Genomic DNA, 13,735 nt, shown 5'->3' with positions numbered 1-13,735 from the left:
AGCGTAAAGAGGGGCGCACGCTCCGCGCATGGCACGTATGGACCATTTCCGCCCTCCGGCACGGGCCCCCGCCACGTGCCGGGCCGTTCTTCCGGGGGGACCGGCGCTACGACGCGGCCGACGCGATCTTCCCGGCGTAGATGTCGCGCCGGTCCGGGAGCCGCACCGCGACCGGCCGCCCGAAGCCCGACAGCTCCGTGGTCGAGATCACCGACGCGCCGTCGGGCGCCCCGTTGGCGAAGCGGAACTGCTGGCGCACCTTGCGCAGCCGCCCGGCCTCGTCCAGATACGCGTCGAACGGCACGACGTCGGTGGTGAAGCCCTTCTCCGCGGCGAGCAGGGCCGGCCGGGTGCGCGGCGACGCCGCCCGGGCGGCCGCCCCGATGTCGGTGGTGCCGCGGTAGTGCCGCACCCGGACACCGTCCCGCCACTCCTCGCCCTGATACGTCACCTGCCGTGCGCCGCGCAGCAGTTCGGCGGCGGCCAGCGGGTCGGTGGCGCCACCGGTGACGAGGTTCCCGTCGGCGAGCGAGGCGGTGTCCACCCGCACCCACTTGTCGGCCGGCACCCCCGCCCCGCGGTTCTTCATGTACAGCGCGCCGGGCGCGAGGATCTCGGTGATCGGCTGGCGGCCCTCGGCGGGCCGGCCCGCCGGGTCGGGCAGCACCACGCGCAGCTGCCCGCTGCTGGTGGTGAAGTCGTAACCGCCGGTGCCGCGGATGGCGACGCGGGTGCCGCCGCTCACCGTCTCCATGGCCGTACGGACCTCGGCGGAGCGGGCCCTGACCAGGGCGTCGGCGCCGGCACGGACGTCCGCGGCGGCGGACCGGCGGGCAGGCCCCTGGTCGTCGGCCGCGGCGCCATCCGGGGAACAGCCCGTCGCCAGCAGCCCGACCGCCAGACCCGTCCCGCACGCCACCGCCACCGCGGCCGCGCCGCCTCGCCTGTCCTGCACCACCATCGCGTACGAGCCCCCTCGGCCGCTGTCTTCGGGACCGGCCTGGCCGGCCGGTCCGCTCGGGAGGGTCGGACGTTCCGCCCACACCGCACCTGACGTTCCGTCGACCGATCCGTTCAACGACCGTTACGGGGGCTCGTCACGCAACGCCACCTGGGGCGCGTAGCGTGGCCGGGTGCCCGACCGAGTCCCCCACGCGACCTCCACCACCGAACGCGGCTCCTTCTGCACGGCCCGCTGCACCTGCGGCTGGCGGGGGCCGGCCCGGCGTGCCCGATCGCAGGCGCGCACGGACGCGGAGCGCCACCTGGCCGACGCCGGGGCGCCCGGGGCCGGCAGTCCGCTGGAATGAGGAAGTCCGTTCCGGGAACCCCCAACGCCCGTACCGCATCTGGGTAGTGAGAGAAGCAACAGCACCACGCCGATAACGGACTGCAAGCCCGGAACCGGACAGTCCCGGACGGTGTGGCGCATGCCGGGCGCGGTGGGCGGGGGAAGCAGCACGCGGCCGCACCGCCCGGCACCGCGCTCCCGGCACGCGCCCCGCGCGACCACGGCCGGCGGCGTCGAGCCCGTGGACACGGCACCTCGATCCGCCACGGCCCCTCGCGCGGGCGAGACCGTACGACATCGAGGGGGACTCATCCCAGTGAAGCGGCGCACACTCCTGCAGGCCGGCACCGGACTGGCGGCGACGTCGGTCGCCTGGGCCACCGGCTGCGACAGCAAGACCGGCGGGGCGTCCGCGGCGTCCGCCGCCTCCACCACCGGGACCGACGCCGCACAGACCCGTGCGGCCTCCGCGCCCGCGGGCGTCGCCCGGGCGACCCAGGCCAACTGGAGCGCCCTCGGCAAGAGCCTGGACGGCCGGCTCATACGGGCCTCCGACGCCGCCTACGCCACCGCCCGGAAGCTCTACAACACCCGCTACGACACGCTGAAGCCGTCAGCCATCGCGTACGTCAAGCACCCGTCGGACGTCGCCGAGTGCCTCGCCTTCGCGCGGCGCTACGGCGCCCCGGTCGCCATCCGCAGCGGCGGTCACTCCTACGCGGGCTGGTCCAGCGGCAACGGCAAACTGATCATCGACGTCTCGTCGCTGTCCAAGGTCACCGCCCCTTCGGGCGGGATCACCCGGATCGGCGCCGGCACCAAGCTCATCGACGTCTACGAGGGCCTGGGCGCGCACGGCGTGACCATACCCGGGGGCTCGTGCCCCACCGTCGGCATATCCGGCCTCACCCTCGGCGGCGGCCACGGCGTGGTCTCCCGCGCGTACGGGCTGACCTGCGACAGCCTCGTCGGCGCCACCGTGGTCACGGCCGACGGCAAGACCGTCGACTGCGACAGCAAGCAGCACTCCGACCTCTTCTGGGCGCTGCGCGGCGCCGGCAACGGCAACTTCGGCGTGGTCACCGAGCTGCGCTTCCGCACCCATCCGGCGCCGCGCGCGGTGCGGGCGTACATGACCTGGCCGTGGGCCAAGGCGGCGAAGGTGCTGGGCTCCTGGCAGAAGTGGGGTCCCGTACAGGCCGACGAGATCTGGTCCGCCTGCCATCTCGACGCGCGCCCCGGCGGCACCCCGGCGGTCTCCGTCGCGGCCTTCTCCCTGGGCGGCTACCGCGAGCTGCAGAACGCCGTGGACAAGCTCGCCGACCAGGCGGGCGGCCCCGGCCCCGCCTCCACGGTCCATCTCACCCCGATCGGCTACCTGGACGCGATGGAGTCGTACGCGGGCTGCTCGTCCAAGTCCACCGCGCAGTGCCACATGCCCGGTTCGCTGCCCGGCCACACCGGCGGCGGACAGCTGGGCCGGGAGACCTACGCGGCCCGCTCGCACTTCTTCGACCGGTCGCTCTCCGCGGCCGGCATCCACACCCTGCTGCAGCAGATCGAGAGCGGCGGCCGCAAGGGCGTCACCGGGAACGTGGCGCTGACCGCGCTGGGCGGCGCGGTCAACCGCGTCGGCCGCACCGACACCGCCTTCGTGCACCGCGGATCGCGGTTCCTCGCCCAGTACTTGGCGTCCTGGCCGGCGAACGGCTCCTCGGGTACGCGCACAGCGTGGCTGGATTCCTTCCACGGCGCGATGCAGCGGTACTCCTCCGGCGCCGCGTACCAGAACTACACCGACCCCGGCCTGACCGACTGGAAGAGCGCCTACTACGGCGCCGCCGCCGGCCGGCTCGCCGAGGTCAAGCGGACCTACGACCCGCAGCGGCTGTTCAGCACCTTCCCGCAGGCGCTCTGAGACCGCCCACGCGCGGACACACGGACGGCCCGGCCCCGCGAGGGGGCCGGGCCGTCCGCATCCGCCAGGTCTTCACCGGCCCGCTCGGGGGCCGTACCGGGCCTGCCGGCTCAGGCCGCCAGGTCCTTGTCCCGCTCCTTGTGGCCGTTCGCCATCGCCGATCCCGTGGCCACCACCCGGCTGCCCTCACCGTCCGGCCCCGGGCGGCCGCCCGCACCGGCCGGTTCCGCCGCGACGCCGGGCGCCCGCACCAGCCACGCCAGCTTCGACCGGCCGATCGCCGTCATCAGCGGCACCAGCAGGGCCTGGGCGAGCGGCGCGAGCAGCAGCGCGACGGCGGTGCCGAGCGCGAAGCCGCCGACCACGTCGGTCGGGTAGTGCACGCCCATGTAGACGCGGCAGAAGCCCTCGGCGAGCGCGAGCAGGATGCCGAGCACGCCGTACTTGCGGCTGGCGATGAACAGGCCGACGCCGACCGCCATCGTCAGCGTCGCGTGATCGCTGACGAAGGAGAAGTCGCTCTTGCCGGGGATCAGCACCGTGAGGCCGGCGTGGTCCTTGAACGGCCGCGGCCGCTCGACGAACGCCCGGATCGGGATGTTGGCCAGCAGCGCGATACCGGCGGCCAGCGGCGCCCAGACCAGACCCGCGACCGCGGACGGCGCGCCCGGCCGGCGGCGCGCGGACCACCAGGCGACCAGGCAGAGCACACCGAGGGCGGCGATGATGCCGTACTCGCCGATGTACTCCATGGCCGTGTTGACCCAGTGGGGCGCGTGCTTCGCAAGGCCGTTGACGCCGTCGAGCACGTCGACGTCGGGGTTCGGCCCCTCGAGTGCGAGTCCAGCCATCTGCCGCGGCCCCTTATCTTTCGCGCGCGCGAGCGCCTCGGTGTACTGCCCACCCCCGTGGTCGTCGAGCGTGTGCTGCTTCGAGCGTTGCTACGTCTCCACGCAAAGGAAACGCCCTCCCCGCCCCGGGCGTTCCACCCTCCACGGGATGATCACCAGGACGTTATCGAAGCTTGACTCATCGCTGCAGTTCAGGGCCTCATGTTCACGCAGCGTTCGCAGCGGGGAGCGCTTTTGCGCCATCCGAGGTCACGCGGGTCGCGCCAAGGTAATCCGGCGTGTCGATCTTGTCGAACCGGATCACGGCCCCGGTGTACGGCGCATTGATCATGTACCCGCCGCCCACGTAGATCCCCACATGGTGGATCGACCGCGGGTCCTTCAGGTCGTACGCGAAGAACACCAGGTCCCCCGGGAGCAGCTCGTTCCGCTTCGGGTGCGGCCCGGCGTTCCACTGGTCGTTCGCCACCCGCGGCAGCTCGATGCCCACGGAGTGGTACGCGGCCTTGGTCAGCCCCGAGCAGTCGAACCGCCCGTTCTGCGCGGCGGTCCCGGTGCCGCCCCACAGATACGGCGTGCCCAGCTTGTCCTGCGCGTAGTAGATGGCGCCCGCGGCCTGCTTCGACGGCGCCACCGGCCCGGCCGGCGCCTCGAAGCTCTTCGCCAGCGTCGTGATCGTCTTCACGTAGTTCTGCGTCTCGCGGTACGGCGGCACCCCGCCGTACTGGATCACGCGGTAGGCGCCGGCGTTGTACGCGGCGAGCATGTTGTGCGTCGCGTCACCCGGCGCGTCCTTCACGTACTTGGCCAGCTCGCAGTCGTACGAGGCGGCCGAGGCGATGGCGTCCTCCGGGTCCCACACGTCCCGCTTGCCGTCACCGTCCCCGTCCACGCCGTGCGTCTGCCAGGTCGCCGGGATGAACTGCGCCATCCCCTGCGCGGCCGCCGGGCTCTGCGCCTTCGGGTTCCAGCCGCTCTCCTGATAGAGCTGCGCCGCCAGCAGCGCGGGGCTTATCGCCGGACACAGCGTGCCCCACTTCTGCACCTGCGTCAGATATTCGGCGGGCACCGCACCCTTGGCCAGCCCTAGGGCCCGGCCACCGATTCCGGCCAGCCCGGCCGCCGCCACGTACGTACCGATCAGGAGCAGCCCGAGCAGCAGCACCAGCCCTGCCCCGAGCCCACCGGCCACCCAGAATTTCCGCACCCCACAACCCTCCCCCATTCAGGCGCGGTTCACTGCCTTTTTCCGGCCGGACGCTGCGCGTTGCGTCACACGGGAGGCGCAGGGGGCGCTCCGGCCCGGGCGCGGTGCCGCACACGGCGACACCCGGCGCACCGCCGTATGAGCGACACTTGGCCGCGGGCCCCGGAAAACCGCGGCCCGCGACCGGCCCCGTTTACCACTGCGCCGCCGCCCCGATGATCATTGCTCAGGGTTATCGCCCGTGATACACACGGTGAGACTAGTCGGTTCAATGGACGACGTGCGCCCGCCCGCACACGCCACCACCATCGGATCCGTCAAAGAAAGGCGCCAAGTCGACTTCTGACGGCGTCTTCGTCAGCGAAGATAGAAGCGGGGCCCGCGCACACCGGCACGGGCACGGACAGCTAACTACCCATAAAGGGGCGGTGAGTTCACACATGGCGCAGATGTCACACATGATTCTTGCGGCCGAAAAGGGCGACATCACCACCATCATCGGCGGAATCGCCCCGGACTGGGGCCCGTTCGGCAGCCTGGGCAACGAGGCCCGGGTGATGGTCGAGGTGGTCATGGCGGTGGCGATCCTGCTGTGCCTCGGCATCGCGATCTGGGGCGCCGCCAAACAGCGCATCGGCGCCACCGCGCTGCGCGACACCTTCAGCGCCGAACAGGGCAAGGGCCTGATCGTGGCCGGCCTGACCGGCGTCTTCATCATCGGGTCCCTGGGGACGCTGTTCACCATCGTCTACGGCATGGCGGTCTAGGCCGTGCCTTCCGGACCGGCCCCGGGCGCTCCGCAAGACAGGCCCTAGGCCCTGCCGCGGCGGCCGCTCCGGGGCTCCGTGCGGGCGTCTCCGGACACCCGCCGCCCTTCCGCGACCGCCGGGGCCCGCACCGCCGCACCGCGGGCAGGCCCCCGTCCCCGCGCCGCCCCCATGCGCCCCCGCCCGTCCTCTCTCCGCCGTCCCGTGCCTCCACCCGCTTCCACCGGCCGCACCTCCCCTGCCGAGGCCCCATGCTGACGCCCACGCACCCCGGCCCGACGGGGCCCGCACCATGCCCTCCGCACCCCCGCGACCAGCGGACCGATTGCGCCGCCCGCTGCGCGGGGACAGGTGGACCCGGGGCCAGGAGGCCCTACGGAAGCAACGGCGAAGGGGGAACGAGCGATGCGCACAAATAGCCCAGAGTCCCCCATTCGCCTCCGCCGCACCGCATCTGAGGACCCGTCACGGTGAGATGTACTCGTACCACTTCGCCCGAGCTGCTTCCCGCGCGGCTACGGTCATATGAGGGCGGCACAACGACGGCACGCACGGCGACGGCGGTAGAGGGGGCACAGGCGCGATGAGTCTCAGCGACGACGGCGGCTACGGCGGCGACGGCCACCGCGGTTCCGAGGCGGGCCAGACACGGACCAGACTTCCCGGGAGCGAGGGCGACCTCTACGGCTCGGGACGCCGCCCCCGGACGGGCATGTCCAGCCGCAACCTCGTCACCATCGTCGGCGTGATCGTCCTGCTGCTCGCGGCCATCGCCTTCGCCAACCGCGACGGCAGCGGCAACAACGAATCCCCCGGCGACTCCGCCAAGGACACCGCCGCCGGCCCTGCCCGCCCCACCTCCCCCACCGGCACCAAGCCGGTCTCCGGCAAGGCCAGCGGCATCGCCACGGGCTTCGCCAAGACGGAACAGGGGGCGCAGTCGGCGGCGGCGAACTATGTGGTGGCGTTGTCGAGTGACGGGATGTACAACGCTGACAGGCGGCAGGAAATCGCCGCGACGGTCTATGCGCCCTCGGTGGCGGCGGCGCGCAAGGGCAGTGCCGACAAGGTGTACTCCGATGCCGCGCTGCTCGGACGCATCGGACTCAAGCCGGACGGCAGTGCTCCGAAGGGCATGACCTTCATCTCGCGCGCGAACCCTGTCGGCACGAAGACCGAATCGTTCAAGGGCGACACCGCCAAGGTCTCGGTCTGGTACTCGACCCTCTTCGGGCTCGCCGGCGCACAGTCCCAGAACCCGGTTACCGAGAGCTGGTACACGAACACCTTCGACCTGAAGTGGCTGAACGGGGACTGGAAGGTCACCGACTTCACGCAGAAGAAGGGCCCCGCCCCCATCGGGCGTGACCAAGCTGCCGCAACGGCGGAGGACATGACCAAGGCCGTGCAAGGCTACGGAGGTTTCACGTATGCCCGGTAAGCGAAAGCACCGCCGTGCGCTGTCGGTCGTCGCCGTGCTGGCCGGCGTGCAGACCTCTGTCCTCATGCTCGCGACACGTGCCATGGCCGCACCGTCCCCCACCCCGAGCCCTGGGTCCGATCAGTGCAGCTCATCCAGTGGCGTCCTCAAGGACTACTGCGAACAGCGCAACCAACCCGGCGGCGGATCCCTCCCCACCAACCCCCTAGACAACAACCCCCTGGACCCCCTCGACTCCCTGGCCAAAGGCTGCGCCAAAGCCGCCGCCTGGATCGTCAACAAGCTGTCCGACGCCGTGAACGCCACCTCCCAGGTGGACTTCACCAACGCGGCGTTCCTCCGCCAGTACGCGGTCGTCTTCGCCGCCTCCACCGTGCTCACGCTCGTGCTGTGGCTGCTGGCCGTCGCCAAGCGGGCGGTGCGCGGGGTGCGGCTCACCGAGGCGATCAGTGAGGCGGTCGGGTTCCTCTGGCTGACGGTGCTGGCCTCCGCGTTCACCCCGCTGATCCTCTACACAGTGGTCTCCGCCACCGACGGCGTCACCGCGATCATCGCGAAGGGCACGGGCGCCCAGACCGACACCTTCTTCGGGTCGTTCTCCCAGGCGCTCACGAAGGGCACCGACATCGGCGGCGGGCCGATCATGCTGATCGTGGTGTCGCTGGTGTCCGTGCTGGCCGCCGGTGTGCTGTGGCTGGAGCTGGTGATCCGGGCCGCGCTGCTGTACGTCGGGGCGCTGCTCGGGACCGTCGTGTACGCCGGGCTGGTCGACAAGAACATGTGGGGCCACGTGCGCCGCTGGGCCGGCATCATGATCGCGGTGATCATGGTGAAACCGGTCATCGTGATCGTGCTGGGCATCGCCGGCGCCCTGTCGTCCAACAAGGGGCCGAACGCCATCTCCGCCGTCGTCTCCGGCCTCGCGATCATCCTGCTGGCCATCTTCGCCAGCGCGGTGATCTACCGCTTCGTCCCCGGCTTCGGCGACGAGATCGCCGCGTCCCGCAACAACCGGATGAGCCGCGGGGCGGAGAACACCGCGGCGGCCGTCCTCAGCTCCCCCGCCGCGCTGGTGTCCCAGGGCATCAAGACCCACAGCTCCCGCACCTCCGGCGGCGACGGCGGGCAGGGCGCGCAGGGCGGCCAGTCCCGGCCGGCCGACGCGGTCTCCGGTGGCGTCGCGGCACACGGCTCCCGCTCCGGCGGCGGCCAGACCCCACCCCCCGCCACCCCGGCCCCCCGTACGAACCCCACTCCCGGCAGCAGCGCCCGCACCGGCAAGACAGCAGGAGGTGATGGGCGTTGAGCACGCAGTCCCACCCGATCGCGCCACGTCGCACATATCTGATCGGCCGTGCCCGGCCCAACGCGATCGTCGGCAAGAACCGCGAGACCGGTGAGATCGCGCTGATCATCGTGGGTGCCTTCCTCGGCATGATGTGCGGACTGCTGGTGCCCGTGCTCTCGCTGCGCATCGTGACGCTCACCGGCTTCCCGATGCTCGGCCTCGCCGCCGTCTACGTCCCGTACAAGGGCCGCACGTTCTACCGGTGGTTCGAGATCCGCCGCAGCTTCCGCCGTACGGTCCGCCGGGGCGCCACTTACCGCTCCGGCGCCGCCGAGGCGGGCGTACGGCTGGACGGCCGGGAGGTCGAGATCGGCCCGCCGCCCGGCATCGGACGGATCAACTGGCTGTCCGCGCCGTTCGGCCCGGACGAGATCGCGGTCCTGCTGCACGCCGACCGCCGCACCGTCACGGCCGCCATCGAGATCGAGGGCCCCGGCGTCGGCCTGCGCGACAGCGAGGACCAGGAGGCCCTCGTCGACCGCTTCGGCACGCTGCTCAAGCACGTCGCCAACGGGGACGGCTTCGTGACCCGGCTTCAGATGCTGGCGCGTACGCTCCCCGCCGACCCCGACGCGCACGCCAAGGACGTCAGCCAGCGCGGCGACACGGCCTCCCCCCGCTGGCTGCAGGAGTCCTACGACCAGCTGCAGTCGATGGTGTCCACCTCCTCCGAGCAGCACCGCGCCTACCTCGTCGCCTGTATGCACTACACCCGCGAGCTGGCCACCGAGGCGCACACCATGGCCCGCGCCGCCCGGATGCACCAGGGCGGGCTGCTGCGCAAGAAGCTCGACCGGGACGCCGGCCTGGCGGTGGTGATGGCCCGTGAGCTGACCGACATCTGCGCCCGGCTCGCCGAGGCCGACATCCGGGTCCGCCAGCCCCTCGGCCAGGCCCGGCTCGCCTCCCTCGTCCACTCGATGTACGACCCGGACCACCCCATCGACCACATCCAGGCGATGAGCAAGCGCAACGCCTGGCCCGCCGAGCTCGACGCGATGGAGCCGACGTACCTCCAGGCCAAGACGCGCGAGTCGACGACCCGCGCGCCGTGGTGCCACGCCACCGCCTGGGTCAAGGAGTGGCCGCTCACCCCGGTGGGCGTCAACTTCCTCGCGCCCCTCCTGGTGCACACCCCGGACGTCATCCGCACGGTCGCGGTCTGCATGGACCTGGAGCCCACCGAGATCGCCATCGAGCGCATGCTGACGGAGAAGACGAACGACGACGCGGAGGCCAGCCGCGCGGCGAAGATGAACCGGGTGGTGGACCCGCGCGACGTGGCCCACCACGGCCGGGTCGACCAGCGCGGCGAGGACCTCGCGTCCGGCGCGGCCGGCGTCAACCTCGTCGGCTACATCACGGTCTCTTCCCGCTCGCCCGAGGCGCTCGCCCGCGACAAGCGCACCATCCGCGCCTCCGCCGGCAAGTCGTATCTGAAGCTGGAGTGGTGCGACCGCGAGCACCACCGGGCGTTCGTCAACACCCTGCCGTTCGCGACCGGAATCCGCCGCTAAAGCCGCTGGGAGGCGCGTACGTCATGGCCATGCTCGACCCGCTCGGAGCGCTCACCGAGGCGTTCACCAGCTTCCTGTTCGGGAAGGTGGAGACCACCCGGCTGCCCGTACGCACCTCCACCGGCCAGGCCCAGGCGGTCTACCTGCCCACCGCGGCCCCCGGCCTCGGCGACTCCGGCGTGATCATCGGCCGTGAGGTCTACAGCGGCAAGGGCTACATCTACGACCCGTTCCAGCTCTACGGACAGCAGCTCCCCGCCCCGCACTGGCTCGTCCTCGGCGAGTCCGGCAACGGCAAGTCCGCCCTGGAGAAGACCTACGTCCTGCGCCAGCTGCGGTTCCGCGACCGGCAGGTCGTCGTCCTGGACGCGCAGGGCGAGGACGGCGTCGGCGAATGGAACCTCATCGCCGAGGAGCTGGGGATAACCCCCATCCGCCTGGACCCGACGGCCGCCCTCAACGGCGGGATCCGTCTCAACCCGCTCGACCCGTCGATCACCACGACCGGCCAGCTGGCCCTGCTCCGCACGATCATCGAGGTCGCGATGGGCCACGGCCTGGACGAACGCTCCGGCTTCGCCCTCAAGGTCGCCCACGCGTACGTCAACGAGACCATCACCGACCGCCAGCCCGTCCTGACCGACATCGTCGAGCAGCTGCGGCATCCCGAGGCCGAGTCGGCCGAAGCCATGAACGTCGACATAGACGACGTACGGGCCTGGGGCCTCGACGTGGCCCTGGTGCTCGACCGGCTCGTCGACGGTGACCTGCGGGGCATGTTCGACGGCCCGACGTCCGCGGGCATCGACCTGGACTCCCCGCTGATCGTCTTCGACCTCTCCCACATCGACCGCAACTCCATCGCGATGCCCATCCTGATGGCGATCGTCGGCGTGTGGCTGGAGCACACCTGGATCCGGCCCGACCGGAAGAAGCGGATCTTCCTGGTCGAGGAGGCATGGCACATCATCAACTCGCCGTTCGTCGCCCAGCTCTTCCAGCGACTGCTGAAGTTCGGCCGACGGCTCGGCCTCTCCTTCGTGGCCGTCGTCCACCACCTCTCCGACGTGGTGGACGGCGCGGCCGCGCGGGAGGCCGCGGCGATCCTCAAGATGGCCTCCACCAGGACCATCTACGCCCAGAAGGCGGACGAGGCACGGGCCACCGGGCGGGTCCTGGGCCTGCCCCGCTGGGCCGTGGAGATCATTCCGACGCTCACCCCCGGCATCGCGGTCTGGGACGTCAACGGCAACGTCCAGGTCGTCAAACACCTCATCACCGAGGCGGAACGCCCGCTGGTCTTCACCGACCGGGCGATGACCGAATCCTCCGCGATGCCGACCGACGAGGCACGCGCCCTGGAAGCGGCGGCGGACGCCGAGGCCGAGGCACGCGCCGAGGCCATCGCGATGGAGCGCCGGTGGAGAGACGAGTCGAGCGAGACGGTGGCGTGAGGCGCGGATACGACGACGAACGAGGCGGCGGCCGCGGCTACCGCGACCCGCACGACGACCGGGGACGCGGCATCCCCGACTCCCTGCTGGTGGCGCTGCTCGCCTTCCTGCTGGGCCTGACGCTGCTGGTGTGGACGGCGACCGGCCTGGCCGGCCTGTTCGCGCACGGCGCCTGGCCCCGGGGCGTGGACTACGCCGGCACCCCGATGGCGCTGCGCCACCTGGTGTCCGCGCCGCACGACCTGCCCGCCGCCTGGCCCGGCACCCCCAAGGCCCAACTCTCCGGCTACGGCCTGTTCTGGGGCATCCTCATCGGCGAGCTGATGGTCCTGCTGGTCCTGACCATCTTCACGATGGGCACCGTCACCCGCTACCGCTCCGTACGGGCCGCCCGGCGCGCCGCGGCCCGCAGGGCCCGACAGGAGGCGCTGGAGCCGCTCCTGGAGGCTCCCACCGCGGCCCGCACCCCCGCGCCCACGGCCCCCACCGAAGACGCACCAGCCGCCCCGGTCGCACCACTCACCCCGTCACCGTCCGTCCCGGCTGCCGCCCCAGCCACACCCGAAACGGCCGCCGTCCCCCTTCCCACCGGCCCGGTCCCCGAACAGCGCACCGCGTCCCCGGCCGCCGCCCCCGCCCCGGGCACCGAACTCCCGCTCCCCCGCGTCCAGTTCGCCACCACCGGCCGGGCCGCCACCCTCGCCGCCGCGGTCGCCACCGCCACCGCGGCACCAGGCCCCCTCATCGTCGCCACGACGGACCCCGCCCTGTGGTCCGAGACCAAGGACGCCCGCGCCAAGCTCGGCCCGCTGCTGACGTACGACCCGACGCACCTCCTCGACACCCCCGCCCGGCTCCGCTGGTCGCCGACCACCGGCTGCGAAGACCTCGCCACCGCCACCACCCGCGCCACCGCCCTGCTGGCCCCCGTACGGCCGTCCGCCACCGCGGACTCGGCGGTCGCGGACGCCGCGCAGACCCTGCTGCGCTGCTGGCTGCACGCCGCCGCGCTGGACGGCCGCCCGTTCCGCCAGCTGCACCGCTGGGCGCATGCCGCCGGCGCCGCCCAGGAACCCGTACGGATCCTGCGCACCAGCCCCAAGGCATCCGCGGGCCAGGCCGGCGAGCTGGAGTCCGTGCTCACCGCGCACGCGGAACGCCGTGAGCTGGCAAAGGAACTGGTGGGCCGCTCCCTGAGCGCCCTCTCCTCCCTTCACATCCGGGACGCCTGCACTCCACTTCGAGCGGATTCGGTCATTCTCGAATCATTTCTCGATGAGGGGGGAACGCTGTACGTGGTAGGCGAACCCCTTGAGGATCCGCGTACCGAACCGGGTGCGATGCCACTGCTCACCGCACTCCTCTCGAGCGTGGTCGAGCACGGCCGCCGCATGGCCGAACGGTCATCTGACGGTCGGCTCGACCCACCACTCACCCTCGTCCTGGACGACATCGCCGCGCTCGCCCCGCTGCCCGCGCTCCCCGATCTCCTCGAAACGGGCCGGATGCGCGGCCTCCTGACGCTGGCCACCATGCGCTCCCAGGAACAAGCCCGAGCCCGCTGGCCCCACCGCTCCCTACCGGTCTGACCCGAACCCGGCGCACCCGCCCCAGCCCTATCAGGCTCATGACGCCGCATCACCGGCTCCGTTACCCCAGCGGCCCCGCGGTGTTCCGGTCGGACATCCACCCCGACCACATGCGTCTGCGGCACCTCGCCGTCCATCTCCCCCGATGAACGTGATCGCCCCGTCACCCACGCCACCCCGCGCGGCCGCAGCCACAACCCAACGGTCTGGCCGGCCGGCGCCCCGTCCGACGGGCGACCGATATTTCTCCGGAAACGCAAAAAAGCCTCGTTCCCCGAGTCGAAACTCGGGGAACGAGGCTTTTTCAAAATTTGTTCGGCGGCGTCCTACTCTCCCACAGGGTCCCCCCTGC

General features: G+C 72.0%; 11 protein-coding genes. 8 read left to right on the top strand and 3 right to left on the bottom strand.

Annotation, left to right across the window (positions count from 1 at the left end):
* Nucleotides 1-106: 106 nt before the first annotated feature.
* Nucleotides 107-961 carry an SCO4651 family lipoprotein gene (locus OO62_RS06510; protein ID WP_033266423.1) on the bottom strand — a complete coding sequence of 285 codons (855 nt, stop codon included), beginning with the start codon at nucleotides 959-961 and terminating at the stop codon, nucleotides 107-109.
* 172 nt (nucleotides 962-1,133) lie between these two features.
* On the opposite strand from OO62_RS06510, the gene OO62_RS39905 reads away from it, so the two are divergent.
* Complete coding sequence (locus OO62_RS39905; RefSeq protein WP_164993226.1) at nucleotides 1,134-1,310, top strand: hypothetical protein; 177 nt, start codon at nucleotides 1,134-1,136, stop codon at nucleotides 1,308-1,310.
* Between the two features lie 297 nt (nucleotides 1,311-1,607).
* A complete protein-coding gene (locus tag OO62_RS06505; RefSeq protein WP_033266278.1) occupies nucleotides 1,608-3,209 on the top strand; it encodes an FAD-binding oxidoreductase in 1,602 nt (533 codons plus the stop codon).
* Nucleotides 3,210-3,319: 110 nt separating this feature from the next.
* On the opposite strand, the gene OO62_RS06500 is transcribed toward OO62_RS06505, so the two are convergent.
* The gene (locus OO62_RS06500) at nucleotides 3,320-4,060 is read right to left on the bottom strand and encodes a phosphatase PAP2 family protein (RefSeq protein WP_033266277.1); all 741 of its coding nucleotides are present in this window, start codon (nucleotides 4,058-4,060) and stop codon (nucleotides 3,320-3,322) included.
* Between the two features lie 205 nt (nucleotides 4,061-4,265).
* Nucleotides 4,266-5,267: a C40 family peptidase gene (locus tag OO62_RS06495; RefSeq protein ID WP_033266276.1), complete on the bottom strand. Its 1,002-nt coding sequence runs from the start codon at nucleotides 5,265-5,267 to the stop codon at nucleotides 4,266-4,268.
* Between the two features lie 458 nt (nucleotides 5,268-5,725).
* Here OO62_RS06495 and OO62_RS06490 point away from each other — a divergent pair, with 458 nt between their 5' ends.
* From OO62_RS06490 to OO62_RS06465, 6 genes are all read left to right on the top strand, one after another.
* Nucleotides 5,726-6,034 (top strand): hypothetical protein, encoded by a 309-nt coding sequence (locus OO62_RS06490; protein ID WP_033266422.1) that lies wholly within the window; start codon nucleotides 5,726-5,728, stop codon nucleotides 6,032-6,034.
* Between the two features lie 583 nt (nucleotides 6,035-6,617).
* Nucleotides 6,618-7,475 carry a DUF8175 domain-containg protein gene (locus OO62_RS06485; RefSeq protein ID WP_033266275.1) on the top strand — a complete coding sequence of 286 codons (858 nt, stop codon included), beginning with the start codon at nucleotides 6,618-6,620 and terminating at the stop codon, nucleotides 7,473-7,475.
* Nucleotides 7,465-8,781, top strand: a complete 1,317-nt coding sequence (locus tag OO62_RS06480) for a hypothetical protein (protein ID WP_033266274.1) — start codon at nucleotides 7,465-7,467, stop codon at nucleotides 8,779-8,781. Before OO62_RS06485 ends, OO62_RS06480 begins: the two co-directional genes overlap by 11 nt.
* Complete coding sequence (locus OO62_RS06475; RefSeq protein ID WP_033266273.1) at nucleotides 8,778-10,340, top strand: SCO6880 family protein; 1,563 nt, start codon at nucleotides 8,778-8,780, stop codon at nucleotides 10,338-10,340. Before OO62_RS06480 ends, OO62_RS06475 begins: the two co-directional genes overlap by 4 nt.
* A 29-nt stretch (nucleotides 10,341-10,369) precedes the next feature.
* Nucleotides 10,370-11,794, top strand: coding sequence for an ATP-binding protein (locus OO62_RS06470; protein ID WP_033266421.1), 1,425 nt, complete (start codon nucleotides 10,370-10,372; stop codon nucleotides 11,792-11,794).
* Nucleotides 11,791-13,383: a type IV secretory system conjugative DNA transfer family protein gene (locus tag OO62_RS06465; protein ID WP_033266272.1), complete on the top strand. Its 1,593-nt coding sequence runs from the start codon at nucleotides 11,791-11,793 to the stop codon at nucleotides 13,381-13,383. Before OO62_RS06470 ends, OO62_RS06465 begins: the two co-directional genes overlap by 4 nt.
* Nucleotides 13,384-13,735 lie beyond the last annotated feature (352 nt).

The organism is Streptomyces lydicus (assembly GCF_000717345.1).
GTDB classification, from domain to species: Bacteria; Actinomycetota; Actinomycetes; order Streptomycetales; family Streptomycetaceae; genus Streptomyces; species Streptomyces lydicus.
This window is presented reverse-complemented; position numbering and strand designations above follow the sequence as displayed.